This window comes from Mycolicibacterium duvalii, assembly GCF_010726645.1.
GTDB lineage: Bacteria > Actinomycetota > Actinomycetes > Mycobacteriales > Mycobacteriaceae > Mycobacterium > Mycobacterium duvalii.
On sequence record NZ_AP022563.1, the window covers coordinates 3,820,834 to 3,846,332 of the forward strand.

Sequence of the window (25,499 nt, forward strand, 5' to 3'; positions counted from 1 at the left end):
CCGATCACCGAAGTCGCAACTCGACCAGCGGCAACTCGGTGCCAGGAGGCTCGACGCGTCCGTCCAGCGTGCCGTCCAACACCCCGCCCAGCGCGTTCCATGCCCGCGGATGGCGATCGATGTAGTGCTGCAGCTCCCGATCGGCCTCGGGGGCGGACAACCGCCGCGCGGTGGCCGGCACCCGACGCCGGGCCGCCACCGAGACGGTCACCTCCGGGTGGGCCATCACGTTGCGGAACCATTGCGCGCGCTCGCCGAAACCCGACGCCACGACATAGACATCCGGTGCCGTGTGCCCGATGACCTCGAGTACGACATACCGGGTGCGGCCCGTGCGGCGACCGACGTGCTCGAGCATCAGCAGGCGCGACCCGAACACGAAACCCAGGCCTGCCCGGTACAGCCGGATGGGGGCGCGCATCAAAGCGGGTGTCCGCAGGACGCGTGTTCCGAGGTGAACCAGCGCCGAATCGCTGCCTGCCATCCCCCACGTCTACCGCAACAGTTGCGCTAGCGCAACCATTTCCCCGGCGTCGTCGATCAGGCGGCCCTCACGCCGCGCCGTCCCAGTACGTCGTCATAGTGACCCAGCAGTTCGTCGCAGATCACCGGCCACGTGCGCCCGATCACGCTGCGTCGGGCGGTCACCGCATAACGGGGTCGCTCGTCCAGCAGATGCTGCACGGCTGCGGGGAGGCGTCGTTCGAACTCGGCGACCGGTAGCAGCACACCGGTATGCATCGGGGCCACCAGGTCGCGCGGACCGCCGGCGTCCGGAGCCACCACGGGCAGACCCGAGGCCATCGCCTCCTGCACGGTCTGGCAGAACGTCTCGTGCTCGCCGGGATGGACGAACACATCCATGCTGGCGTAGGCGGTCGCCAACTCCGCGCCGTAGAGCGCACCGGTGAAAACAGCTCTCGGGAGCAGCTTCTCGAGTTTGCCGCGGTCCACCCCGTCGCCGACGACGACCAGTTGCACGTCATCGCCGAGCGCCGCCAACCGTTCCACGTGCTTCTCCGGCGCCAGCCGACCGACGAAGCCGACGATCGGTCTGCCCCGCGGCGACCACGCGCAGCGCAGGTCCTCGTCGCGCGCCGACGGCGCGAACCCGGTGACGTCCACCCCGCGCGCCCACCGGTGGATCCGCGAGACACCATGGGCGGCAAGGTCTTCCATCGCGGCGGTGGACGGCGCGAGGGTACGGTCGGCATGATTGTGCAGCCGGCGCGTCCATGCCCACGCCGCGCGGGACAACGCCCCGACCCCGTAGCTCTGCGCGAAGCCCGCCACGTCGGTCTGGAAGACCGCGACCGTCGGGACGTCGAGCCGGCGCGCCGCATGCACCCCGCCCCAGCCCAGCAGCGCCGGCGAGGCCAGGTGCACGACGTCGGGGTCGAAGCCGCGCAGCACCCCGAACATCCGCGGCCACGGGATGCCCAACGGCAGCGACGTGACGGTCGGGAACATCCGCGAGGGCACCCGGTGCACCCGGACACCGTCGTGCACCCGGTCGGCCGGGGGCTGCCCGGGCGGGGTGTCGGGGGCGATCACCAGCACCTCGTGGCCGGTGCGGCGCAGGTGCTCGATGACCCGCAACACCGAGTTGGTGACGCCGTTGACGTTCGGGAGGAAGGACTCTGCGACGATGGCAACGCGCACACCGCGACGGTGACACCGGCACCTGTCCGCGAGGTTGCCGCCAGGGATATGTCGCGAGAACTGTGCCGACGGGCAGGATAGGCCCATGCGCTCTTCCCGCAAGCTGGTCCTCATCGCGGCGTTGTGCCTGCTGGTCGGGGTTGTCGGCTGCACCCGACAGCTCTCCGGCGCCGCGGTTCCGTCGGCCGTCACGGCGCCGTTGGCGATATCCGAGGATGGCTTCGGCATCGACGCCGGGTTCGACGACGCCCCCGCCCACGTCGAGATCTTCACCGAACCGCAGTGCACGCACTGCGCGGACCTGCAGCGAGACTTCGGCGACGCGATCGCCTACTACATCACCGTCGGCGCGCTGAAGGTGACCTACCGTCCGCTGACCTTCCTCGACGAGGACTACGACGGTTACTCGGCCACCGTGGCCAATGCGATGTTCGTCGCCGCCCAGCCGGCGGGGACCGCGGCGGCCACCGGCGCCGAGTTCCAGCGCTTCGTCAAAACGCTGTGGGAGAACCAGACACCCGGGGGTGAGCCGTTCGGCGGCGCGGAGCTGCGCGACATGGCGCTCAGTGCGGGCCTGCCCGAGGAGGTGGCTGGCGCCATCGCCGACGGCACCGAGGGCGTCGACGTCGTCGACATGGACGACGCGAACTTCGCCATCCTGTTCGACGTGGACCCGTATGAAGCCGGCACCCCGACCGTGTTCGACATGGATGCCGGCCAGAAGCTCGACATCTACGACGACAACTGGCTCGACGAGCTCGTCGGCTCCTGAGTACTGTTGATGCGCCGCTGGATCAGCGCGGTGGCGCCGAGGGCGGCGCCGGCGACGATCCACCCGACCACGGCGATGGAGCCGGCCGGGATGATCGCCAGCGACGCGTCACGGTCGCGCACCCGCACCAGGTCGGGGTTGTTGACGTCGTACTCGACGTAGATGCGCATACCGTCCTCCAGCTCCGAGGGGTAGAGCACCCCCAGCTCGGGCCGGTAGGTCACCCGGTCGGGGGTGACGAACTCGATGGTCGAACGCCGCTGCCCGGCGTCGAGCACGTTGGCCTCGGCCACGCCCAGGTGGTCCTCGATCTGGTTGTCGTTGCGCCATGCCCCGAGCACCAACAGCACCGACTGCAGGGTGACCAGGCATGCCGCGGCGACGATGCCGATCCGGACCCGTCGCAGGATGCGGGCGCTGCGCGACTCCCCCGGCTCGCCGTAGAGGTGCGGAACCAGGATCTGCCACGCCGCCGTGAGGCGCCGCAGCACCTCGGCTCCGCTCACAGGAGCCCGATCGTTCGCTCCGCTCACAGGGCAGCCTTGATCGACGCGTGCAACGCCCGCAGCGACGACCGGTCCGCCTTGACCTCCAGCACGCGCATCCCGTCGAACGGCTCGTCGAGCGCCTCGGCCAGCTGCGCCGCCTCGATCTGGCGGCTCTCCACGTGATAGGCCCGGCACAACGCGCCCACGTCCACGTCGTGCGGGGTGCCGAAGATGCGTGACGAGACGTCGGAGAACCGCGGATCGCCCTGCTCGAGCAGCTCGAAGATGCCGCCACCGTTGTCGTTGGACACCACGATCGTCAGGTTGCGCGGGGTGGGTTCGGTGGGCCCGATCAGCAGGCCGGAGCTGTCGTGGACGAACGTCAGGTCGCCGATCAGCGCCACGGTGCGCCCGCCCGCGCCTTCGTGGGCCAGTGCGGCGCCGATCGCCGTCGAGACCGTGCCGTCGATGCCGGCGACGCCGCGATTGGAGCGCACCTTGACCTCGGCGGTGTTGAAGCCCACCAACGCGATGTCGCGGACCGGGTTGGACGCGCCGAGCACGAGTTGGTCACCGGGACGCAGCGCGTCGGCAACCGCGGCGGCCACATGCAGGCCCGTCGTCAACGGATGCGCCGCGAGTTGACCGCGCACCGCCTCGACCGCGTGGCAATTGGCCTCGGCGCACCGGCGCAGCCAGCCGGGCGACGGCGCCCCGGCGGTCACCGCCCGGGTTCCCGTGGCCTGCGAGTTGCCCGACACATCGGGCCAGCGCGGTCCTGTTGTCAGCGCGTACACCGGTACCGAGGGGTCGGCCAGCAGCGTCGACACCGGCCGGTGCAACGTCGGGCGGCCGGCCATGATCACCTGCTTGGGCCGAATCAGCCGCAGCGCCAACGGGTGTAGCGGGTTCTGCGCATACGGTGCGGTCGGTTCGGCGACGGTCGGCAGATGTGCCAGGTTCGGGTGCTCGCCGGCTCCGTGGCCGGCGATGACCACGGTGTCGGGGGTCAGGTCGATGTCGAGCGGCTGATCGAACGTCACCGGCGGGGTGTGGGTCCACGGCTTACCCCCGGGGCGGCCTTCGGGGGCATAGGGCACCGCGGGTTCGGCGGCGTCGGGCACCAGCGGTTCCCGCAGCGGGATGTCGAACTGCACCGGCCCGGCGTTGGCGGTGCGAGATCCCGTGGCGGCCACCAGAACTCGACAGGTCGCCGATCGCCACTGGGCGTTGAGGGAGGTGAGGTCAGCGGCCGCCCCCGCTTGTTCGGGAGCCAGGCCCAGGCTGATGTTGGCGCGCATCTGGGTGCCGAAATAGCCGAGCTGCTCGAAGGTTTGGTTGGCCCCGGTGCCGAGCAGCTCATAGGGCCGGTTGGCCGACAGCACGATCAGCGGAACCCGCGCATAGTTGGCCTCCACGACCGCCGGGCCGAGGTTGGCCACGGCCGTGCCCGAGGTCATCGCCACGCACACCGGGGCGCGCTCGGCCACCGCCAGGCCCACCGCCAGGAACCCCGCGGTGCGCTCGTCGATACGCACGTGCAGGCGCAGCCGGCCGGCGCGGTCGGCGTCGTGCAGCGCGAACGCCAGCGGTGCGTTGCGCGACCCGGGGCACAGCACGACGTCGCGGACGCCGCCGCGAATCAGTTCGTCGACGACCACGCGGGCCTGCGCCGTCGAAGGGTTCACTCCTACAGACTATCGGCGAAGAAATTGAGGATCGCGGTGTTGACCGCCTCCGGCTTCTCGATGAAACCCAGGTGACCGGTGGCCGGGATCTCGATGAAGCGGGCGTTGGGCATCGCGTTGGCGACCTCGCGGCCCAGATAGGACGGCAGCAGCACGTCGTCTTCGAACCCGATGACCAGTGTCGGGGTCCGGATGTGCTGATAGGCCGGCAGTCGGCTGTCCTCCGGCGAGACGGCCATCTGCGCCCGCAGCCCGGGAGTGGGCTTCTGCGGCCACATCGTGAACATGTCGATCCAGTCGCGGACTGCGTTGTCGTCGTTGAGGGTCTTGGGCGAAAAGCTTTCCAGCAGACGCAGTCTCGCGTCGTATTCGGGCGGCAGCTGCACACCGGACTCCAGCAGCGCCCGCTCGGCCTGCCCGAAGAAGGTGCGGGTGCGGTCATGACGGCCGCGGGTGGCCATCAGCACCGCCGAACGGACCAGTTCGGGGCGCACCACCATCAACTCCTGGGCGATGAAGGAGCCCATCGAGACCCCGACGATGCGCACCGGCGCGAGGCCGAGCTGCTCGATCAGGTCCACGACGTCGCCGACCATGGTCTCGGTGGTCAGGGTCTCCGCGTTCTCGGTGGCACCGACGCCGCGGTTGTCGAACGTCACACACCGGTAGCCGGCACGAAGGAACACCGGAACCTGGTGCAGATGCCAGGTCCGGCCGGCGCCGCCGCGACCCGCGATGAACAGCACCGGCTCCCCCGAGCCGCGGTCGTCATAAGCCAGATTCACCCCGCCGAGGCTACTGCCTAGTGATTTCGGCGTGGTTGTCGACGCTGAGCAGCGAAAATCACGCCGAAATCGCGGGGGACGGAACCGGAGGCCGCCCGCGCGCGTCCGATAGAACATGCTCGCGGCGCTTTTGCGAAGTCACGACGGAGTCATCACGTTGGCGCAGGCCCGGTCGGCGGGTCTCAGCCACGGCGCGGTGCAGCGCCGCGTCCGATCCGGCCACTGGGTGCGATATGCGCGTGGTGTGTACTTCGTCGACGACCGTCCGTTCACCGACGCCGCACGCATCCGAGCTGCGGTGTGGAGCTACGGCCCGCGCGCCGCCGGAAGCGGACTGACCGCGGCCTGGTGGCACGGTCTGACCAGGTTCGCCCCGGACGAGGTCGAGATGACGATTCCGCGCGACAGCAACGGTCGCAGACGCGACGGCTGCCGGCCGCGCCGGCGGGATCTTGCGAAGGCCGACCTCACCGAGATCAGGGGCATGTGGGTGACGAACCTGGCGCTGACCGTCGTCGAAGCCAGCGCCCGACGGGGTGGCGGAGCCAGACTGCTCGACTGGGCGCTCCAGAACGGAGTCGATCTGTCGGCGCTCTGGGCGGCCCATCTCCGCCACACCGGCAGATACGGGTCGCCTCGGTCCCGGCTGCTACTCCAGGCCGCGGATAGCGGCGCCCGATCGGCAGCCGAACGGCTCCTCCACACTCTGTTGCGCGGCGCCCGGTTGCGCGGATGGCAGGCGAACTACCGGGTGGGTGGCTACCGCGTGGACGTCGCGTTCCCCGACGCCAGGGTCGCCATCGAGGTCGACGGGTTCGCGTTCCACAGCGGTGCCGAGGAGTTCCAGATCGACCGGGTGCGTCAGAACGACATCGTGGTGCAGAAATGGCAGGTGCTGCGCTTTACGTGGCTGGACCTCACCGAGTACCCCGAGCGCGTCATTGCGGTCATCCGCGCCGCGATTTCGGCGTGATTGTCGACGCTGAGCGACGCCCAGCACGCCGAAGTCGCTGGAGGGCGGCGCCCCACAGCAGGCCGGTCGAGGCCGCCAGCGCGGCCGGCTTGACCAGCTCGCGGCCCATCAGCGCGGTCGCGGACGCCTTGGTCGACGCCGAGGCCTTGGACATGTGCCCGCTGTCGAACGGCGGTTGGGGGTCGTACTCCATCGACAGCTGGATGGCCTTGGCCTTGGCTTCGCCGCCGATCTGGCCGGCCAGCCACAGCCCCAGGTCGATGCCTGCCGACACACCGGCGCAGGTGACGGTCTTGTCGTCCGCGCGCACGATGCGTTCGTCGTCGACGGGGGTGACACCGAAGGTGCGCAGGAACGGCAGCGCGGCCCAGTGCGAGGTGGCGCGTTTGCCGTCGAGCAGGCCGGCCGCGGCCAGGATCATCGAGCCCGAGCACACCGACGCGGTCCATGTCGTGGATTCGTGGGCACCGCGCACCCAGTCGAGCACTTTCTGGTCGCGGGCGTGCTCCATCGAGGAGAAGCCGCCCGGGATCAGTAGCACGTCCGGGGCCGGGGTTTCGTCGAAGCTGTGGGTGGCGCCGACGAGCAGCACCGCCGAATCGGCGGCGACCGGTCCCGGCTCGTGCCACACGAACCGGACCTCGGCTCCGGGAAGGTAGCGCAGCGACTCGTAGGGGCCGATGAAGTCCAGCGCGGTGAAGCCGGGGTAGAGCATGATGGCGATCTGCATGGCGGGCCTCCTCAGGCGAAGGTCTTGCGGTACTGGTCGGGCGATATGCCGAGACGGCGGATGAAGGTGCGGCGCAACGTTTCTGCGGTGCCGAGACCGCAGCGGGCGGCGATGACGGGCATGGTGTCGTCGGTTTCCTCGAGCTGACGGCGGGCCGCCTCGGTGCGGATGCGTTCGACATACGCGCCGGGCGCTTCGCCGACCTCGTCGGTGAACACCCGGGTGAAGTGGCGCGGGCTCATCGCGGCGCGCTCGGCCAGCGCGGCGACGCTGTGCGCCCCGCCGGGGTCGGCCTCGATCGCCTCCTGTGCATCACGCACCGGGGTGCGCCGAGCGCGCGGCATCCACACCGGCGCGGCGAACTGGGTCTGTCCGCCCGGCCGCCGGAGGTACATCACCAGATAGCGGGCGACGGTCTGCGCGGCGTCGGTGCCGTGGTCGTCCTCGACCAGCGCCAGCGCCAGATCCAGGCCGGCGGTGACGCCCGCGGCGGTCCACACCTTCGCCGAGCTGCGCACGAAGATCGGGTCGGGGTCGACGGTGACGGCCGGGAACTCGGCGGCCAGTTGCGCCGCGTAGGCCCAGTGCGTGGTGGCGACGCAGCCGTCGAGCAGTCCGGCCTGAGCGGCGAGCACCGCGCCGGTGCAGACGCTGACCACGCGGCGGGCGGTCCCCGCCACCGCGGAGATCCAGCCGATCAGCTCGTCGTCGTGGCGCGCCGCGTGGGTGCCGACGCCGCCCGGGATGACGACGGTGTCGACCGGCTGGGTGGGGTCGGGTAGCGGCTCGGCGACCAGCGTCAGCCCGGTGCCGGTGCTGACCGGAGCGCCGCCCGACGAGACCACGCGGACGTCGTAACCATCGCCGCCGGTCGCGGCCGCGAACGCCGACGCGCCGGTGAACACCTCGAACGGTCCGACCATGTCGAGCGCCTGCACACCGGCGAACCCGACGATCAGCACCGTGCGCACCATGAACCCAGTGTCGAGCCAGACCAGCCTTGTCGTCTAGGCCACGCATCCCACAGATCAGGACAACTCCACTCCGTCCCGCGTGGGTACAGTTCGGTTTCGGGGCCCGTCGCGGGTACCCCTGCTGCAGAGACAGCTCGGCAGCGTGACGGTCGGCGGCTCCGACGCCGTGCAGGCACGATGCCTCAGACCCCGGAAGGTTGCGATCGATGGGCTCCGCCACCCGCCTCGAACGATGGGAGTCGCACAGCGAATGGGCGCTGGCCGCGGTCGCCTTCGCGTTTCTGATCGTCTACTCGGTGCAGGTGCTCGCCCAGCCCTCCGGTGCAACGAATGCCCTCCTCAATACGGCGATGACGGCGCTCTACGTCACCTTCGTCGTCGACTACGTCGTCCGGCTCACGCTCGCCCCCCAGCGCGTCCGGTGGTTCTTCCGGCATCTGCTCGATTTTGCGATCGTCGTGCTCCCCTTCCTGCGTCCCCTGCGACTGCTGCGTTTGGTGGTACTGGTGAAGGTGCTGCACCGCGCCGGCGGCGACGCGATCCGCGGCCGCGTCGTGATGTACACCGCGGCCAGCGCGACGTTGCTGGTCTACGTCGCGTCACTGGCCATGCTGGAAACCGAGCGCCACGCCGCCGACGCCAGCATCACCAACTTCGGCGAAGCGGTGTGGTGGTCGATCGTCACCGTCACCACCGTCGGTTACGGCGACGCCTATCCGGTCACCGTCACCGGCCGGGTCATCGCCGTGCTGCTGATGATCGGCGGAATCAGCCTCATCGGTGTCATCACCGCGACCGTCGCATCGTGGATCGTCGAGCGCGTGTCCGAAGAGGACTCCGCCAACCGTGCGGCCACCGCCGCCCAGATCGACGAGCTGCGCGACGAGATCCGGCATCTGTCCCGGCAGCTGCGCACCCACGAGAGTCCGCGCACACTCACCCGCGATCACAGCCGCCACCCCGGCCATGACGACGCCCCGAGTGAGACGCGTCGCCAGGCGTGGTCCAACCGCTGAGGACGGGCCCGGCACCCGCCGTCGCTGCCCTGCGGTCGCGAAAACTCCCCGGTGCACTACGGTAGAACCGCGGTGTGGGTGCGGCGGGAGTCGCCCGTCCCCCGCCCTGCGGGGAACGGCGCAGCAACGACTTCGCCCCCGAAACCGCGGACGTCGTGCGCATTTCCTCATGAGTGACGGATCAGCGCACGCGTGACCACTTTTTCCGAGAGCGTGCGCACGGCAACGGAAAAAGAAAGGTCTCATGACTTCCACGACCACCCGGGACAACGCTGAACTTCGGTTGCGTGAACAGAGTTACGGCGATGATCCGCTCGCTGATCGCGACACCGATCTCTACCGCGGCGAGTACGTGATGAGCTTCGTGGAAAAGTGGGACGAACTGATCGACTGGGATGCGCGCGCCCAGTCCGAGGGCCGCTTCTTCATCGACGTGCTGCGCGCGCGGGACAAGAAGAGTGTGGTCGACGTCGCGACCGGAACGGGCTTTCATTCGGTGCGCCTCACCGAGGCCGGCTTCGACGTGACGAGCGCGGACGGGTCGGCCGCAATGCTGGCCAAGGCGTTCGAGAACGGCAAGAGGCGCGGGCTGATCCTCAAGAGCGTCCAGGCCGACTGGCGACAGTTGAACAAGAGCATTCAGGGCAAGTACGACGCCATCATCTGCCTGGGAAACTCGTTCACCCACCTGCACGACGAACAGGACCGCCGCCGTGCGCTGGCCGAGTTCTACGCCGCGTTGCGCCACGACGGCATCCTGATTCTGGATCAGCGCAACTACGACGAGATGCTCGACCACGGCTTCTCGTCGAAGCACAAGTACTACTACTGCGGGGAGCAGGTCACCGCGGAACCCGAACATGTCGATGACGGCCTCGCCCGTTTCAAGTACACCTTCCCGGACGGGTCGGAGTACACGCTCAACATGTTCCCGTTGCGCAAGAACTATGTGCGACGGTTGATCCGGGAGGCCGGCTTCGAGCGGGTCCGCACCTACGGCGACTTCCAGGAGACCTACCAGGAGAACGAGCCGGACTTCTTCGTCCACGTCGCCGAGAAGTCGGTGGACGATGACGACGCCGGCACGGTCACCGAGGCCGCCGAGGCCTACTACGACAGCGACGACGCGGACAACTTCTACTCGTTGATCTGGGGCGGGGAGGACATCCACGTCGGCTGCTATGAGGACACCACCGACATCGGCGCGGCCGGCGTCGAGACCGTGGACCGGATGGCCGGCCTGCTGTCCAATCTAAACGCCGGGGCGACGGTGATCGACCTGGGCGCCGGCTACGGCGGATCGGCGCGGCGCCTGGCGCGCATGCATGGGTGCACGGTCACGTGCGTCAACATCTCCGACACCCAGAACGACACCAACCGGGCCAAGAACCGCCAGGCCGGCCTGGAACGCCGGATCCAGGTCGTGCACGGCAGTTTCGACGACGTCCCGATGCCACCGGCCTGCGCCGACATCATCTGGTCCCAGGACGCGTTCCTGCACGCCGCCGACCGCCGCAAGGTGATCGAGGAAGCGTTCCGACTGCTCAAGCCCGGTGGTGAACTGGTGTTCACCGATCCCATGCAGACCGACGACGTGCCCGACGGCGTGCTGCAGCCGGTGTACGACCGGCTCAACCTTCGCGACCTGGGCTCGATGCGGTTCTACCGGGAGGCCGCGCAGGCCATCGGATTCGAGGTGCTCGACCAGATCGACCTGGTGGACAACCTGCGAACCCATTACGACCGGGTACGTCAGGAACTGGAGTCACGGCGCGGCGAGCTCGAGCAGAAGTCCTCGCCCGAGTATCTCGACAAAATGGTTCTCGGGCTGCGCAATTGGGTCGACGCCGCCGACCAGGGCCACCTTGCCTGGGGAATTCAGCGGTTCCGCAAGCCGGCCTGAGCCGTCACCAGCGGCCAGCACCGCCGGATGCGGTCGATCCACCATTGTCGCCGCGCCGGGGTGGCGGCCAGCGCGGCCAGTCGCGCCGGATCCGGGGTCACGGTGGCCACGGGCAGATAGCCGTCGACCGGCGTCCGCGGGTCGGCGACGTCCTCGACGAACAAGCTGCCGGTGCCCAGGCCACAGGCGTGGTCGAGCACCGGCAGCGCCGCGGCGGCGGCCAGCCCGGTGCCGATGCCCACCGCCGAATCCAGCGCACTGGACACCACAATCGGGATGTCGATCGCCGCGGCGATCTCGAGCATCGCGGCCACGCCGCCCAGCGGCGCGACCTTGAGCACCGCGACGTCGGCCGCGCCGCTGCGCACCACATACAGCGGATCGGAGGCCTTGCGGATGCTCTCGTCCGCGGCCACCGGAACGTCGATTCGGCCGCGCAGCTCGGCCAGCTCGGCCACGGTGCGGCAGGGCTGTTCGAGGTACTCCAGGGCGCCGTCCGCGGTCAACGCGTGAGCGGCGGCGACGGCCTCGTCGACGGTCCAGCCGCCGTTGGCATCCACCCGCACCGTCGGCACCAGCTCCCGTACGGCGTTGACCCGCGCGACGTCGTCGGCCAGCGACTGGCCGGGCTCGGCCACCTTGACCTTGGCGGTACGCACGCCCGGATAGCGGGCCACGATCTCGGCCACCTCGGCGGCCGGCACCGCCGGGACGGTGGCGTTGACCGGGATGCGGTCTCGGCGCAGGTGCGGCGGTGGCTGATAGGCGGCCGCGATCCCGGAGGCCAGCCAGAGCGCCGCCTCGGCGGGCGGATACTCGACGAAGGCGCCGAACTCTCCCCACCCGTGCGGCCCGTCGATCAACGCCACCTCGCGGACGGTGATGCCGCGGAAGCGCACCCGCATCGGCAACGACACCACGTGCAGGCGGTCGAGGACGTCGGACAGTGGCACGGCGTGAGCCTTCACCGTGCCGAGCCTACGGAAGACGACCGGGAACCCGGGAGGGACCCGGCTATACGGTGGCGCGGTCGCGGCCCTCCCAATGCGGTTTGCGCAGTTCCTTTTTCAGGACCTTGCCGGTGGGGTTGCGCGGCAGCTCGTCGACGATGTCGACACTCTTGGGGCACTTGTAACCGGCCAGCCGTTCCCGGGCGAAGGCGATCAGGTCCTTCTCGGAGACCTCCGACTCGGTGACGACGACGGCCTTGACCACCTCGCCCCACTTGTCGTCGGGTACCCCGATCACTGCGACGTCGACGACGGCGTCGTGTTCGGCGAGCACCCTCTCCACCTCGATCGAGTAGATGTTCTCCCCGCCCGAGATGATCATGTCCTTGAGCCGGTCCTCGACGAAGATGTACCCGTCCTCGTCGACGCGGCCGATGTCGCCGGTGCGGAACCAGCCGTCCTCGGTGATCGCCTCTGCGGTGGCCTCCGGCTTGTTGTGGTAGCCCTTCATCAATTGCTTGGTGCGGAACCACAATTCGCCCTGCTGGTTGGTGGGTACCTCCTCGAGGGTGTCGGGGTCGACGACACGTACCTCGGCGTTGTTGGTCAACCGCCCCGCGCTCTGCAGCCGCTCGGGCCGCTCGTTGCGGTGATCCTCGGGCATGAGGCGGCTGATCACGCCGCACACTTCGGTCAGCCCGTACACCTGGATGAAGTCGGTGTCCGGCCACGCCTCGAGGGCCTGGCGCAGTAGCGGCAGCGGCATGGGCGAGGCGCCGTAGCCGAAGGTCTTCAGCGCGGCGAACAATTTGACCGCGTCCTCCCCCGCCTCGAGCACCTTTGCCAGCACCGCCGGCACCAGGAACGTGCGGTTGGCGCCCTTAAGGATGGCCCCGGCCAGGGCCCCGCCGTCGACCTCGCGGGTCATCACGCTCGGCACACCGTCGTGGATGCCGAACTGCACATACGAGGATCCGCCGACGTGGAACAGCGGCATCGACACCATGCTCTTGTCACCCTCGTCGAAGGTGAACCCGTCGTGGTTGTTGACGATGTGGGCGATCAGGTTGCTCTGGGTCAGCTCGACACCTTTGGGCCGGCCCGTCGTCCCCGAGGAGTACATGATGATCGCGACGTCCTCCGGGTCGACGTCGTCGCCGCGCTCGACGGGTGTGGCCGAGTCCAGCATCGCCTCGTACTCGTCGTCGCCCTCCGGGGACACGGTGATGATCTGGTCGACGTGGGACAGCTTGTCGGCGATTTTGTCGATGACCGGCTTGAACTCGGCGCCGACGACGAGCAGCTTGGCGCCCGAATCGTTGATCACATAATCGAGTTCGTCGGCCGCCAGCCGGAAGTTGATGATCGCGTTGGCCGCGCCCAGCGATGCGGCCGCGAACGTCAGCTCGACACAGGCCGGGTGATTCATGTCCAGGAACGACACCACGTCCCCACGACCGACGCCGCGTTCCTTGAGCGCTCCGGCCAGACGGCGGACGCGGTCGTTCCACTGCGCCCAGGTCCAGTTCCGGTCCAGGTAGTCCATCGCCTCGGCGTCGGGCTTGGTTCGCGCCCAATGCGCGAGGCGATCGTCGAGGAAGCGGGGTTCGGGCAGCTCAGACATGGTCACAGCGTCCCATGTCCCGTTGCGGCGCTCAGCATTTCTCGCAAAACCTCCTGCTCGTCGATGGTCAGTGCACCAGTGGGGCCAGATGGGCCCGGGCGTAGGCGGTGACGGCGGCGTCGTCGCCGACATCCAGGGTCGGCGTGGCGACCTGGACCAACGAGGCGGCCAGCCGGATGTGCAGCTCGCAGACGGCGAGCAGCGCGTCGTCGGGCATCGTCGCACCCGCGGTGCGCAACGCCTTGGCCATCGCCCGGGCCGCGCTGACCAGGAACTCGCGCGCCTCGTCGACCATGTCGGCGGTGGCGGTGAAGCCGCCCTCGAGTTGCAAGAAGCGGCGCATCACCGGCTCGCCGCTCAACAGCCGCACCCCCTCGCGGAACGCGGCGACCGCGGCCTGCTGCGGGCCGTCGTCGATGGCCACCGTCTGCAGCCTGGCCATCGCGAAATCGAAGGTCTGGCGGCCGAGTTCGGTGATCAGCGCGTCGCGGGTGGGAAAGCGCCGGTACAGCGTGCTGCGGCTGACGCCGGCCTGGCGGGCGACGACGTCCATGCTGAGCCGTCCCACCCCGACCAGCGACACCTCCTCCGCGGCTGCTTTGAGGATCGCCGACTCCTGCTCGGTCCGGCTGTCGTTGTTGCGCCGACGCATCACGGTCCACCGACCGGGCATCGGCCGGCCGGTGGCGCGAACGAATCCAGCGCGACCGAACGGTGCACGTGCACCAGCTTCTCGTACTCGATCCGGTTGCGCGCCAACGGAATGAGCAACAGACGATCGGGCAGGGTGCGCCACGCGAGCTGCAGCATGGCGGTGTAGAGCGCGAACTCGCGGTCGTGCCGCGGCCGCCAGTCGAATCCGGTCAGCTCACGGATGCCGGGGTGCAGGATCCCGAACGAGCAGACCTTGACGACGCGCCCGGCCACCGGGCGCAGCACCAGCCAGGGCGGGGTGAGCGCCTTGCGCAACACCGGCGGCAGCACCAGCGTGGGCAGGGGCAGCCGGGTCAGGTCGGTGGTGACACGACGCAGGAACGGGTTGGTGGCCAGCTCTTCCCGCACCATCGTCTCGTAGTAATCGCGGGCCGCGGCGTAGGTCGTGGGAAGCTTGGCGTGCCTGCCGGGCAACTCCAATGCGCTGAACGCCTCGCGCAGCTGTTGGTACGCGGCCTCCTCCTCGGCGTCGTTGAGCGAGTACCCGGTGGCGGGGGTGAAGGAGTTCAGCACCAGGAACAGGCCACTGACCGCGATCCAGTTCCACAGCTTGGGGTCCAGCGCGCTGTAGCGGACGTCGGCGAAATGACCGACGCCCCTGCCCCGCACCTCGCGGTGCATGGTCTTGAGCCGCTCCCCCTCGGCCGCGCGGTCGTGCGCATCACCCCAGATCGCCAGGAATGCCGAAAAACCGCTGCGCACACCGCGATCGGCGAAGTTCTCGGCGAACCGGCCGGTTTTGTCCACCGCGGCCGCCACCGGGACCAGGGCGACCTCGTCGAACGCCGCTGCCCCGAAGAACCCGCCGAACACGCTGCCGGAGTGCTTCCGGAACTCCCGCATCACCTTCGGCCGGACGGGCTGTGCCGCACGCTGAGGAGCTTCGTTGACGACTGCGACCATGACGCCTCCCGGGGTTGGCTATGACACAAAGACTAGTTATCTGTGTCAACATGTCAACAACGGGTTCACGCCCCCGCGCAGACGCCGGAGTCTCGGATCACGGTGCCGTACACGTTCGCCGTCGCGGTGTTCGCGTTGATCTGCCCCGCCGGGACCTCTCTGCTGATCTTGTCGCTGATCTGGGTGAGCTGGTACCAGAGCCGGTAGATCGAATCCCCATGGAACAGCGGAGAATACTCACTCTGGTCCGGGTAGTTGACGATGAACAACGTGTCCGCGCGCGGCTGCAGGAACGCCGCCGACTGGTTCAGGTTGGCCACGACGACGTCCGCGGTGGCCCGGACTGCCGGATCTGTCCAGTCGTCACGCCGGTCACCCAGAAAGCGCTGAAACCCGAACGCCTGCGTCATCAGCTCGTCGTACTGGGCGTTGAACCACTGACACGACTCGCGCTGCGCGGTGACCTGTTCCGGCGTCACTCGGTTCTGCCAGAGGTTGTAGGGCCAGACGGTGTAATCGGGCGTCCAGTCCGACGGGTGCGGCACGAAGGCCGGCATCGTCGGTGCGGCGGCGCCCTCGTCGGGTTGCGCGCCGGCCGGCGCGGCGCCCGCCATGCACAACACCGCCAGCACCGCGGCCGGCCAGCGAGACATCGTCAGGCCCCGCCGAATTCGGGGCGCAACACCGGCGCCAGGACCGACAACGGAATCCGGGGCTGTACCGTGCCGCCGTCCATCGACCACTGCATGGCGCCAGGGGCGAAGTTGATCGGCGAGTCGCGGCCCACCGGATAGTCCGGCATGTACAGGATCAGTTCGTCGGGGGTCAGTGCCCAGGCCTTGTAGCCACCGGAGTACACCTTGTCCGGCGTCCAGCGGTCCGGGGTGAACGGATAGGTGCCCGGCTGGTGCGGCGGAGGCGCGGCGTCGAGGGCAGCGACGATGAACGGCGCACCAAGACGCGGGATCTCGGCCAGATGGTCGACGCCCGGTTTGAACAGATCGGCCAGTTGCAGCTGCCGCCCGCCGGCGAAGGTGAAGGTGCGGTAGGCGTCGCTGATGATCGGCGCGTTCGGATGCGCCAGAGCGTCGGTACCGACTGTGCCCGAGTACATCTCGTGGAAGACGGCCGTCATCGCGTCACCGTGCTGGAAGATCTGGAACTGCTGCTCGCCGAAGCTGTCCTGGACCATGTTCTTCGCCGCGTTGCGCCAGTTGTTCATCAGGGTGGTCAGATACTGGCGGATGACGGGATTCTCGACCAGATCACCGGGCAGCGCCATCTTGATGTTTCGGACAGCCTTGCGCTCCGAGACGACCGATGTCGTACAGAATTGTCCGTCCCACTGACCGCCCAGCTCACCACAGAATGCGGGAGCTGACGCCGACACCGGCGATGCGGTGGCGAGCACAGCCGCTGCCACCATGGCGGCTGCGCTCCCCCGAACGAATCGGCGCATCACTAGCGCAGCTCGACTTTGCTTGCCAGCCAGCGGCCGTCGACGTTGCGCATGGTCATCTTGATCCTGCTGCGGTCGATGCGCGGGTCGGGCACGGCGGCGTTGGACACCGACTGGTCGACGAACATCAGCACGACCACTTCGTCCTTCGACGCGGACTGGACGGCCGATTCGGTGACGATGCCGTGGGCGCTGGCCTTGTTGTCGATGAGCAGCTGCCGCAGCTCGGCGCTGGACTGCGAGTACATGTCCTTGAACTCACCCGTCGCGCCGGCGAGCACCTGGTTGAAGTTCTCGTCCACCTTCGCCGAATCGATGCTCGTCAACACCTCGGCGTACTCGACGGCCGCTGCGCGCGCCTCGTCGCCGGCCCGCGCCACCTGACGGTCCTGCCACAGTTGCCACCCCAGGAATCCGGAGGTGGCCAGTGCGCCGACCAACAGCAGCGCCACCGCGCCGAGCGCCACGCGACGGCGCCACGGCCCGCGACCATCGCCGTCCCCGGTCGGTGTGCCGGAGTCCTGTGCACCGTCGGCCGTCGCCTCCGCGGCAGACTCGTCGGCCTGCGCGTCGTCCGTGGGTTCGGCCTCGGTCTTCTCGTCGTCGCGCTCTCGGTCGGTCATCACTGACATTTCATCTCCTGGCTGCACGGGTGTCCATGCTGGTGTCGCGCTCGGTCATCGCGGCGGCTCGATCGGCAGGGTCGGGCCACCGTAGGGCGTCGGAATGGTGTACCGCCCCTTGGGTGTCGGGTCGGTGGTCCGGCCCAGGTCCGCCCCCGCAGGCGGGCCCGCGGTGTCGTCGCCGGCCGGGCGCGGAGCGTTCTTGGCGCCGCGGACCAGCACGCCGGGGTGATCGTCGCGGCAGTAGGTGTACAGATACGGCTCCGGGAAATCCGCCGAAGCCGGTGGCCGGCGCGGGGTTCCGTAGTCGCACGAGTAGCGGGGGTAGATGTCGCCGATGGCCCACAGCCCGCTGTCGTGCATCGTGGCACCGATGGCGTCGAGCACCGACGTCCGGTAGTCCGGGAACAACGCGTTGAGCGCCGGGACCCGCAGATACAACAGTTGCGAAGTGCTGGCCAGACTGCCCAACAGCGACACCATCGTGTCGGAGTTGTCGGCGAACAGGTTGTCGACCGATGTCAAGGTCTGCGGTGTCTGTTCGGTCAACGTCCGGAAGCCCTCGCGCATCCGGTTCACCCCCGCGAACGTCTGGTCGAGGTTCTGCGAGGCCACCCCGATGCCGGCGTTCTTGTCGGCCGCCAATGTGAAGACCACGCGGCTGGTGCGCAACATGCTGGTGGTCTCGGGCAACACCGAATCCAGTGTCGACAGCAGGAAGGTGCCGCCGTCGATGATGTCGGCCAGCTTCTGCGGGCCGGCTTCGGTCAAGCTGAGCTCGCTCTTGATGAGCTCGAGCTTCTCGGTGTCGACCTGACGCAGGGCGCCGTCGGCGTTGGCCAGCAGCTCGGCCAGGCTGACCGGAACCGTGGTGTTGTCTTGCGCCACAACGCTTCCGTCGGTCAGATAAGGGCCCTGGTCGCTCTCGGCGACGAAGTCGAGGTACTGCTCACCGGCGGGGGACAGCCCGGAGACCCGCACCGCGCTGGAAGCCGGCACCGCGACCGACGAGTCGACGCTCACCACGGCGTTGACGCCCGCGGGTGTGATGTCGAGCCGTTCGACCCGGCCGATCGGCACACCGCGCATCGTGACGTTCTGGTTCGGCAGCAGGCCTGCCGATTCCGGCAGCGACACGGTGACGCGATAGCTCGACGCGAGCGGATTGACCTGCAGCGCACCGAGAAACAGGTACGCGGTCGCGATGACGAAGGTCAGCACCAGTGCGCCCGCGGACAGCCAGGCCCGGCGGCGGTGACCGGCCCGGACCACCCCGACGACGCGGTCGGCGACGGCGCCGATCACTGCGGCGCCTCAGCCGGGAGGGCCGGGGGTGCAGCCGGCGGCGGAGGCGCAGGCGCGGGTGCGCCGGGTCCCGGCGGGGATTGCACCGCGGGAGTCGGTGGCGGCGTCCAGATCTGCGCCGGCGGGGCCTGCGGCACCGGGGGCGGTGCGGCGGTGCCCGGGACCGTGACGGTCTGTCCCGGTTCCGTAGGGCTGGGGATGACCGGCAGCTGTGGGACGCCGGGGCCCTTGCCCACGATCCGTTCCTGAAGCCGGAACAGCGTGTACTGGATGGAGCCCACCATCTGGTGCCAGTTGTACCGCTTGGGCCCATGCAGTCCCTTGTCCCCGGCGAACCCGATGTCGGGGATGGAGCCGAGGATCAACCGGTCGATGCTGGCCCGGACCGCGATCGCGTTGCTGGTGGTGGACTTGACGAACGGGGGCATCAGCCGGTTGAGGGCGTACAACGTCGCATCCGGCGTCAACACCACGTCGTTCCAGGCCGCGGCGAGGGTGTTGGCGTCGGCGATAACGCTGCGGCCGCTGGTGTCGGTGCCCGCGATCGACGGGAACTTGCGCAACTGGGCTGACGTGTCGCCGAGTTGCAGCACCAGGTCGGCGATCTGATCGGTGTGGGCGGCCAACGTGTTGGTGGCCGGAGCGGCGGCGTCCATCACCTCGCTGAGCGAGTCGTTCTTGGCGTCGAGCTGTTCGACCAGCCGCGACGTCTCGGTCATGGCCGTGGAGATCTCGTCGGAGCGCGCGTTGAGGGTCCCGAGGGTGTCGTTGGTCCTGCGGATCAGGTCGCCGAACGCCTGCCCCTGGTCGCCGGTCGCCTTGCCCAGGCCATTGATGATGTTGGTGAAGTTGCGCACCGCGCCGCCGTTGACCAGGATGGCCGCCGAACTCAGCACCGACTCGACCGTCGCTGCGGCGGTGGTGGATTCGATCGGGATGGTGTCGCCGTCGCCGAGCAGCGGGCCGCCGGGCGCGGCGTCGCCGGGCGGTTTGATCGACACGAACACGTCACCCAGCGGGGTGGCCGACCGCAGCTCGGCGGTGCTGCCCACCGGCAGCAGGACGCCTTCCTGGATGCGCAGCGTGGTCACCGCCGTGTAGTTGCTCGCCACCATCGACTCCATCTGGCCGATGTCGGCGCCCCCGAGTTTCACCTTCGCCATCGCCGGCAGGTTGAGCGCGTTGGAGAAGACCGCGTTGATGGTGTAGCCGCCCGAACCGCCGGTCGGCGCCGGCAGCGGCAGGCTGGCCAATCCCTCGGTGGCGCAACCGGACAACGGCAGCGTCGCGACGAACACCACGGCCAGGACCGACTTCGCGCGGCCGGCCATCACTTCTGCCCCATCGCCGCGAGACCGTCCAGCATGTAACTCAACCCGAAATCCGGACCGAAGTCCTGCAGGGTCCCGGTGCTGCACCCCAGTTGTCGCAGCCCCATCATGTTGCACATCTCTTTGACCGTCTGGGTGTCGAAGAGGACCTTGTCGGTCAGGACGTGCACCCGCAGCGCACCGTTCTGCCGGTCGATGGCGTTGTAGATGTTGTCCAGGGTCAGCGGTGCCACATCGAGCAGCTCGGCGAGGTCACGCTGGTGGTCGACGGTCGTCGTCAGCGCGGTGTCACCGTTGGCGACGATCTGCTTGATGGCGTCGCGGTGGGTGTCGAGCACCTCGCCCAGCTGGTTGACCACGTCGTTGATCTTCTTGCCGGTGGTGCCGGTGCCGAAGTTCTCGTCGGCCAGCACCTGGCTGAGTTGCCGGACACTGGAGCCGAATTCGCGCAGTGTCGCATCGTTGTCGGCGGCCGCCTCGAACAGAGTACTCACGTTCTTGATGACCGCGGTCAACTGGTCGCGGGTCACCGCGCCGCGGTCGGAGCTCAGCCGCAGCGCGTTCGACAGTTCCCCGAGCGCGTCTTTCATCTGCTGGCCGTTGCCGTCGACGATGGCCGCGCTGGCGTCGACGACGTCACGGATCGGTCCGTTGCCCTTGCCGTCGCCCTCCAGAGAGGTGGACAACTTGTCGAGCACGTCGAGGACGCGGGCGAACTCCACCGGCGTCCTGGTGCGGTGCAACCCGATGGTGTCGTGGTTCTGCAGGGTGGGCCCGTCGCGGTACGGCGGGGTCAGTTCGATCTGCCGGTCGGTGAGGATGGAGTTCGAGATCGTCACCGCCTGCACATCGGCGGGCACTCGCACGTCGCCGTCCACGGTGAACTCGACCTCGACGTATCCACCTTTCGGTTCGATCCTGGTGACCTCGCCCACCGGCATCCCCAGCACCGCCACCGTGTTGCCTTCGTACAGTCCAGCCGCGCTGTCGAATTGCGCGGTGACCGAGATGGTGTCGAGGCGGTCCTTCATGTACGACAGTCCGATCGCGGCGACGACCACCGCCACCGCACACACGGTGGCGATCAGCGCAACGACCTTCGCCCTGGTGCTCACTTGCAGTCCTTGAAGTACTCGATCATGCCCAACTGTTTGGCCCGGCCGCTGATGGCACACATCCACGAATCGATGAGCAAGCCGTTGGCGGCGTTGAAGTCGACCGCGTTGCCGTTTCCGGTGGCGTTGGCCAGCCCGCGTAGCGCCACCGGGGCGGACTGCAGGATGTTGCGGACCATATCGTCGTTCTGGGCGAGCATGTCGGAGAGCTCGCGGACGTTGACCAGCAGGGCTTCCAGTTCGGGCCGGTCGTCGATGACCACGTCGCTCAGGGTCTGAACCAGGTTGGTGATCGCCGCCATCATGGCGTGGAAGGACGCCCGGCGCAGCACGAACTCCCCCACCAGGTCGTTGCCCTGGCGGACCATGCTCGCGATGTTGGCCTGCTGCCGGCGCAGTGTGGTGCTGACCGTTTCGGTGGTCTCCAGCAGCGCACCGAGTTGGTCGCGACGGTCGGCGATGATCGTCGACAGCGTGTGGGTGTTCTCCATGGCCTGCGGCACGATCGCCGGCAGTCCCTCCATCTGTCGGCCCAGAATGCTCAGTGTCTCGGCGAACTTGTCGGAGTCGACCTGCTCGTAGGTGGTGGTGACGTCGGTGAGGGCTTCCTGCAGGTCGTACGGGACCTCGGTGTGCGCCAGGTCGAACGTGCCTCCCTCAATCGAGCCGTCCCCTGCGGGCTGCAACGCGAGGTACCGCGAGCCCAGGATGGTGGTGACCTTGATGACGGCGCGCGAATCCTCGCCGAGCGCAACGTCGTTGCTCACCTTGAAGCTCGCCTCGACGTGATCGCCGGCCAGCGTCATGCTGGTCACCTCGCCGACCGGGATACCGGCCACGGTGACCGGGTTTCCCGGCTGTAACGCGGCGGCCTGCAGGAACTGCGCCCGGTAGTGGCGGTAACCGATGTCGGCGGCTTTCACCAGCAGCAGGGCCCCGACCAGTACCGCCACCACGGCGACCGCGACGATGCCCAGCAGGAGCTTGTTGCGGTCTTCCAGCGGCCGCCGCCGGGCCTTCTTCGGTTCAGCCATTTGCCAAGTTCCTGCACTTCGGTGTGTATCTGGCCTTGTTGCCGGGGGTTGCCGCGTCGACGATGATCGGTGTCACGTCGTTGAGGCCGGGAAAGAACCCGGTGGCGTTCAGGTCGCAGGCGTAGGCGGTCGCGTAGGAGCCTTCGCTGGTGATCCGCGCGAATCCCTTGAGCAGCAATGGCAGGTTGGCGCCGGTGAAGGCCAACTGCGGTTCGATGCTCACCAGGTGCTCGGCGAAGCCGGGTTCGCGCTCGACGAGTTCGTTCAACGACGGGTACACCTCGTCGGTGATCGTCGACAGCTGGGTCATCACCCGGGCCAACGACCCGGTCGATTCCACCAGGGCGGGCCGCTGCCGGTCGAAGGTCGAGACTGCCGACTGCACCTGCGTGAGAACCTGATCCAGACTGTCGTTGTACTGGGCCATGTTGGCCATCACGGTGTTCAGGTCGGTGATCACCGTGCCCAGTTCCTCGTCGCGGCCGGCGAACGACTCGGTCAGCTGGGAGGTCTGGTTGACCAGCGCGAAGATCGAGGCCTCGTCTCCCTGCAGCGATTGGATGACCCCCTTGGTCAGGTTGTCGGCATCGCGCGGATTGAGCAGGCTGAACAATGGTTCGTAGCCGTTGAGCAGCTTCGTCACGTCGAACGACGGGTCCGAGCGCTCGAGCGGGATCACGCTGTTCGGCGGCAGCGGGCCCGGATCGCCGGTGCGCCCCAGCGACAGTCCGAGGTACCGCTGGCCGACGATGTTCTGGTAGGTCACCGAGGCGACGGTGGTGCCCAGCACCTGTTGTTCGCGCTGCACCACGAACGAGACCTTCGCGAGATCGCCCTGCAGCTCGATCTTCTCGACGCGCCCGACGCGTACGCCGGCCATCCGTACGTCGTCGCCCTCACGCAAGCCGAACACATCGGTGAACATCGCCGCGTAGGGGACGGTGCTGCCGGCGACGTCTCGGCGCAGCGTCACGTACACCAGCCACGTCAACGTCAGCGACACCACCATGAACAGCGACAAACCGATCAGCGCACCGCGGTATTTCATCGAGGCTCCTCGCCGCTGGTTACGGCAGCCGACACCGTCATGCCGCGGGTCACCGGGCCGAGCAGCAGCTGGGTGGCCACCGTCGCCGGCTGCCCGGTGATGCGGCCCAGCTGATCTCGTTCGTACTGGCTGCCGACGGGACCGACGCTGCCGCCGAACGACGCCGGCGCGGCGGGCGCGGGCGCCGGCGGGCGCGGGGGCATGTGCGGAGGCTTGGGCGCCACCGGGGCGATCGGAGACAACGGCACCGGCGGTTGCGGGGTCGGGGCGAGCACGGGATTGGCGGTGCCGGGCACCGGTGGCGACGGGGGCATCCACGGTGGCAGCGGCGGATTCGGATCCGCCAGGCTGGGGTTGGGGTTCACCAGCGGCGGGCCGACGGCGACGAGGTTGCCGTTCGGGCCGATCTCGGTGCCGGCGGGCGGCGCAAGATCCTTGGGCGGCTGGTAGTTCTGCGGCAACAGCTGATCGGGCAGTTCGGGTCGGGTCGGGACCAGTGGCGCGGTGAAGCAACTCGGTCCCTTGAGCCCGGCGTACTGCGGGCAGTCGGCCCTGGTGTAGCTGTAGGTCGGGGTCAACGACAGGTTTATCCGCATGTTGCCGATGTCGTATTCGTGGATCCACACCTCGTCGAAGAACTTGTCCGACAGGCCGTTCAACTTGACGAACGCCGGCACCCAGTGGTGGGCCGTTTGGGCGAGGCTGCCGAGAACCGGGGTCAACTCCGAGGTGATCCGCACCATCCGGTCGGTGTGATTGCTCAGTGCGGTGTGGGTGGTGCCGACCGTGGTGATGCCGCCGTTGATCATCGAGGTCAGCTGTGCGTCCTGCTCGACCAACGTGCGCATCGGCGCAACTGCCTGGTGCAGCGCGTCGACGAGATCGGGTGCGGTCTGCGCGAGCCCGCGGGTCGCGTCGACGAGCGCCGACACCGTGGTCGGTCCGGGCTCGGTGGCGACGATCTTGTCGAGTTCCTCCACCATCCGGTTCAATTGCGCACCGCTGGTGAGCAATTCGGTGCGACGCCCCTCGGTGGCCGCGTTCACCGCGGCGAGGATGCCGATCGTGTGGTCCTCGCGGCCGCGCCCGGTCGCGGCGAGGATGTCGCGCAGTTTGGTGATCGTGGTCTGGAACAGCACGGTCGGCAGCTCGGTGTTCTCCGGGATGACGGCGCCGGGCGGGATCGCCGGCCCGCCGGGCGCGCCGCTGTCGACGAGCTGGACAGAGGACACCGCGAACACGTTGCTGGGCACCACCCGCGCGGTCACCCCGGCCGGGATCGATCCGGCGTATTCCCGTTTCAGGTCGATGTGCACGAAGTTCGGGTCACCGTCCACGGCGGGCGTGACATCGGTGACCGCACCGACCAGCACCCCGTGGTACTTCACGTCGGAGCGCTGCGGCAGACCGTCACCGACGTTGACCATGGCCGCGACGACGCGCACCACCGGTTCCAGCCGACCTGTCGACTTGACCAACAGCGTCGCGGTGACCAGCGCGACGACGGCCAGCAGCGCCACCCCGCAGCCGAGCAGTTGCCGGTCGGTGGGCCCGCGCCCGTCCAGCTCGAAGGAATTCGCCATTCAGCCCCCGAACCTCGCCCCGGCGTCCACCGACCACAACGCCATCGTGAGCAGCATGTTGACCATGATCACGACGGTGATGCTGGCGCGCATGGCATGGCCGGCGGCGACACCGACCCCGACCGGACCGCCGCTGGCGTAGTAGCCGTAGTAGCACTGCACCGTCGAGGCGATCCAGACGAAGACGATCGTCTTGAGTACCGAGTACACGATGTCCTGACCGGACAGCATCAGTGTGAAGTAGTGCAGGTAGGACCCCGTGGAGCCGCCGCTGATCACCTGCACGACGACCTGCGTGGTCAGATAGCTGACCGCCAGGCAGACGACGTAGAGCGGGATGACCGCCACCACCGAAGCCATCAACCGCGTCGTCACCAGGTACGGGATGGGCCGGATGCCAAGGGATTCCAGCGCGTCGATCTCCTCGGCGATGCGCATCGACCCCAACTGCGCGGTGAATCGGCAGCCGGCCTGGGTGGCGAAGGCCAGCGACGCCGCGATCGGAGCCAGCTCTCGGGTGTTGACCAGCGACGAGATGATGCCGGTCGCCGGTCCCAGCCCCAGCAGGTCCAGGAAGTTGTAGCCCTCGATCCCGACCAGCGCGCCGACGGTGATGCCCAGCACGACGGCGACGCCGGCTGTGCCGCCGCCGACGACCAACGAGCCGTTGCCCCAGGCGATGTCGGACAGCAGCCGGACGAACTCGCTGCGGTAGTGCCGGAACGCCACGGGTATCCCGGCCAGCGCGCGGACGAAGAACACCAGCATGTGGCCGAGCCGGATGACCGGCGCGGTGGTGCGCCGGTAGGCACGCCGCAT

Annotated in this window: 25 protein-coding genes; 4 read left to right on the top strand and 21 right to left on the bottom strand. The window is 68.6% G+C overall.

Features of this window, described 5'->3' with window-relative positions:
* Window positions 1–4: 4 nt before the first annotated feature.
* Both G6N31_RS17935 and G6N31_RS17940 read right to left on the bottom strand, forming a co-directional pair.
* Window positions 5–421 (bottom strand): nitroreductase family deazaflavin-dependent oxidoreductase, encoded by a 417-nt coding sequence (locus G6N31_RS17935; RefSeq protein WP_234815133.1) that lies wholly within the window; start codon window positions 419–421, stop codon window positions 5–7.
* A gap of 119 nt (window positions 422–540) precedes the next feature.
* Entirely contained in the window at window positions 541–1,662 is a 1,122-nt protein-coding gene (locus G6N31_RS17940) for a glycosyltransferase family 4 protein (RefSeq protein WP_098000684.1), read from the bottom strand.
* Window positions 1,663–1,747: 85 nt separating this feature from the next.
* Here G6N31_RS17940 and G6N31_RS17945 point away from each other — a divergent pair, with 85 nt between their 5' ends.
* Window positions 1,748–2,434, top strand: a complete 687-nt coding sequence (locus G6N31_RS17945) for a DsbA family protein (RefSeq protein WP_098000686.1) — start codon at window positions 1,748–1,750, stop codon at window positions 2,432–2,434.
* Here the strand turns inward: G6N31_RS17945 and G6N31_RS17950 are convergent.
* From G6N31_RS17950 to G6N31_RS17960, 3 genes are read right to left on the bottom strand one after another with little or no spacing between them, the layout of a single operon-like run.
* A complete protein-coding gene (locus G6N31_RS17950) occupies window positions 2,395–2,940 on the bottom strand; it encodes a DUF3592 domain-containing protein (protein WP_098000688.1) in 546 nt (181 codons plus the stop codon). The two genes, G6N31_RS17945 and G6N31_RS17950, sit on opposite strands and share 40 nt — an antisense overlap.
* 23 nt (window positions 2,941–2,963) lie before the next feature.
* On the bottom strand, window positions 2,964–4,610 hold the full coding sequence (menD, locus tag G6N31_RS17955) for a 2-succinyl-5-enolpyruvyl-6-hydroxy-3-cyclohexene-1-carboxylic-acid synthase (protein WP_098000690.1): 1,647 nt from the start codon (window positions 4,608–4,610) through the stop codon (window positions 2,964–2,966).
* A gap of 2 nt (window positions 4,611–4,612) precedes the next feature.
* Entirely contained in the window at window positions 4,613–5,395 is a 783-nt protein-coding gene (locus tag G6N31_RS17960) for an alpha/beta fold hydrolase (protein ID WP_098000692.1), read from the bottom strand.
* A gap of 115 nt (window positions 5,396–5,510) precedes the next feature.
* Here G6N31_RS17960 and G6N31_RS17965 point away from each other — a divergent pair, with 115 nt between their 5' ends.
* On the top strand, window positions 5,511–6,368 hold the full coding sequence (locus tag G6N31_RS17965; protein WP_098000694.1) for a type IV toxin-antitoxin system AbiEi family antitoxin domain-containing protein: 858 nt from the start codon (window positions 5,511–5,513) through the stop codon (window positions 6,366–6,368).
* Here the strand turns inward: G6N31_RS17965 and G6N31_RS17970 are convergent.
* Entirely contained in the window at window positions 6,343–7,098 is a 756-nt protein-coding gene (locus tag G6N31_RS17970; RefSeq protein ID WP_098000696.1) for a DJ-1/PfpI family protein, read from the bottom strand. The two genes, G6N31_RS17965 and G6N31_RS17970, sit on opposite strands and share 26 nt — an antisense overlap.
* An 11-nt stretch (window positions 7,099–7,109) precedes the next feature.
* Window positions 7,110–8,072, bottom strand: coding sequence for a GlxA family transcriptional regulator (locus G6N31_RS17975; RefSeq protein WP_098000698.1), 963 nt, complete (start codon window positions 8,070–8,072; stop codon window positions 7,110–7,112).
* 206 nt (window positions 8,073–8,278) lie between these two features.
* Here G6N31_RS17975 and G6N31_RS17980 point away from each other — a divergent pair, with 206 nt between their 5' ends.
* A complete protein-coding gene (locus G6N31_RS17980) occupies window positions 8,279–9,088 on the top strand; it encodes a potassium channel family protein (protein ID WP_098000700.1) in 810 nt (269 codons plus the stop codon).
* A 244-nt stretch (window positions 9,089–9,332) separates the two neighbouring features.
* Window positions 9,333–10,991 carry a glycine/sarcosine N-methyltransferase gene (locus tag G6N31_RS17985; protein WP_098000702.1) on the top strand — a complete coding sequence of 553 codons (1,659 nt, stop codon included), beginning with the start codon at window positions 9,333–9,335 and terminating at the stop codon, window positions 10,989–10,991.
* On the opposite strand, the gene G6N31_RS17990 is transcribed toward G6N31_RS17985, so the two are convergent.
* From G6N31_RS17990 to G6N31_RS18055, 14 genes are all read right to left on the bottom strand, one after another.
* Window positions 10,967–11,896 (bottom strand): o-succinylbenzoate synthase, encoded by a 930-nt coding sequence (locus G6N31_RS17990; RefSeq protein ID WP_234815151.1) that lies wholly within the window; start codon window positions 11,894–11,896, stop codon window positions 10,967–10,969. The two genes, G6N31_RS17985 and G6N31_RS17990, sit on opposite strands and share 25 nt — an antisense overlap.
* Before the next feature lie 109 nt (window positions 11,897–12,005).
* Window positions 12,006–13,565: a long-chain-fatty-acid--CoA ligase gene (locus tag G6N31_RS17995; protein WP_098000704.1), complete on the bottom strand. Its 1,560-nt coding sequence runs from the start codon at window positions 13,563–13,565 to the stop codon at window positions 12,006–12,008.
* A 67-nt stretch (window positions 13,566–13,632) separates the two neighbouring features.
* Window positions 13,633–14,238, bottom strand: coding sequence for a TetR/AcrR family transcriptional regulator (locus tag G6N31_RS18000; RefSeq protein ID WP_234815134.1), 606 nt, complete (start codon window positions 14,236–14,238; stop codon window positions 13,633–13,635).
* A complete protein-coding gene (locus G6N31_RS18005; protein ID WP_098000706.1) occupies window positions 14,217–15,182 on the bottom strand; it encodes an oxygenase MpaB family protein in 966 nt (321 codons plus the stop codon). The genes G6N31_RS18000 and G6N31_RS18005 overlap by 22 nt, the downstream gene beginning before the upstream one ends.
* A 65-nt stretch (window positions 15,183–15,247) precedes the next feature.
* The gene (locus tag G6N31_RS18010) at window positions 15,248–15,835 is read right to left on the bottom strand and encodes a hypothetical protein (RefSeq protein WP_179964201.1); all 588 of its coding nucleotides are present in this window, start codon (window positions 15,833–15,835) and stop codon (window positions 15,248–15,250) included.
* A 2-nt stretch (window positions 15,836–15,837) separates the two neighbouring features.
* Complete coding sequence (locus tag G6N31_RS18015; RefSeq protein WP_098000708.1) at window positions 15,838–16,641, bottom strand: mannan-binding family protein; 804 nt, start codon at window positions 16,639–16,641, stop codon at window positions 15,838–15,840.
* 2 nt (window positions 16,642–16,643) lie between these two features.
* The gene (locus tag G6N31_RS18020) at window positions 16,644–17,273 is read right to left on the bottom strand and encodes an Rv1363c family protein (protein WP_098000710.1); all 630 of its coding nucleotides are present in this window, start codon (window positions 17,271–17,273) and stop codon (window positions 16,644–16,646) included.
* Window positions 17,274–17,318: 45 nt separating this feature from the next.
* The gene (locus G6N31_RS18025; protein WP_098000711.1) at window positions 17,319–18,569 is read right to left on the bottom strand and encodes an MlaD family protein; all 1,251 of its coding nucleotides are present in this window, start codon (window positions 18,567–18,569) and stop codon (window positions 17,319–17,321) included.
* A complete protein-coding gene (locus G6N31_RS18030) occupies window positions 18,566–19,900 on the bottom strand; it encodes an MlaD family protein (RefSeq protein ID WP_098000713.1) in 1,335 nt (444 codons plus the stop codon). Before G6N31_RS18030 ends, G6N31_RS18025 begins: the two co-directional genes overlap by 4 nt.
* Window positions 19,900–21,015: an MCE family protein gene (locus G6N31_RS18035; RefSeq protein WP_098000715.1), complete on the bottom strand. Its 1,116-nt coding sequence runs from the start codon at window positions 21,013–21,015 to the stop codon at window positions 19,900–19,902. Before G6N31_RS18035 ends, G6N31_RS18030 begins: the two co-directional genes overlap by 1 nt.
* The gene (locus tag G6N31_RS18040; protein ID WP_098000717.1) at window positions 21,012–22,049 is read right to left on the bottom strand and encodes an MCE family protein; all 1,038 of its coding nucleotides are present in this window, start codon (window positions 22,047–22,049) and stop codon (window positions 21,012–21,014) included. The genes G6N31_RS18035 and G6N31_RS18040 overlap by 4 nt, the downstream gene beginning before the upstream one ends.
* Entirely contained in the window at window positions 22,042–23,097 is a 1,056-nt protein-coding gene (locus tag G6N31_RS18045) for an MlaD family protein (RefSeq protein WP_098000719.1), read from the bottom strand. The genes G6N31_RS18040 and G6N31_RS18045 overlap by 8 nt, the downstream gene beginning before the upstream one ends.
* Window positions 23,094–24,680, bottom strand: coding sequence for an MlaD family protein (locus tag G6N31_RS18050; protein ID WP_098000721.1), 1,587 nt, complete (start codon window positions 24,678–24,680; stop codon window positions 23,094–23,096). The genes G6N31_RS18045 and G6N31_RS18050 overlap by 4 nt, the downstream gene beginning before the upstream one ends.
* Window positions 24,681–25,499, bottom strand: coding sequence for an MlaE family ABC transporter permease (locus tag G6N31_RS18055; RefSeq protein ID WP_098001059.1), 819 nt, complete (start codon window positions 25,497–25,499; stop codon window positions 24,681–24,683).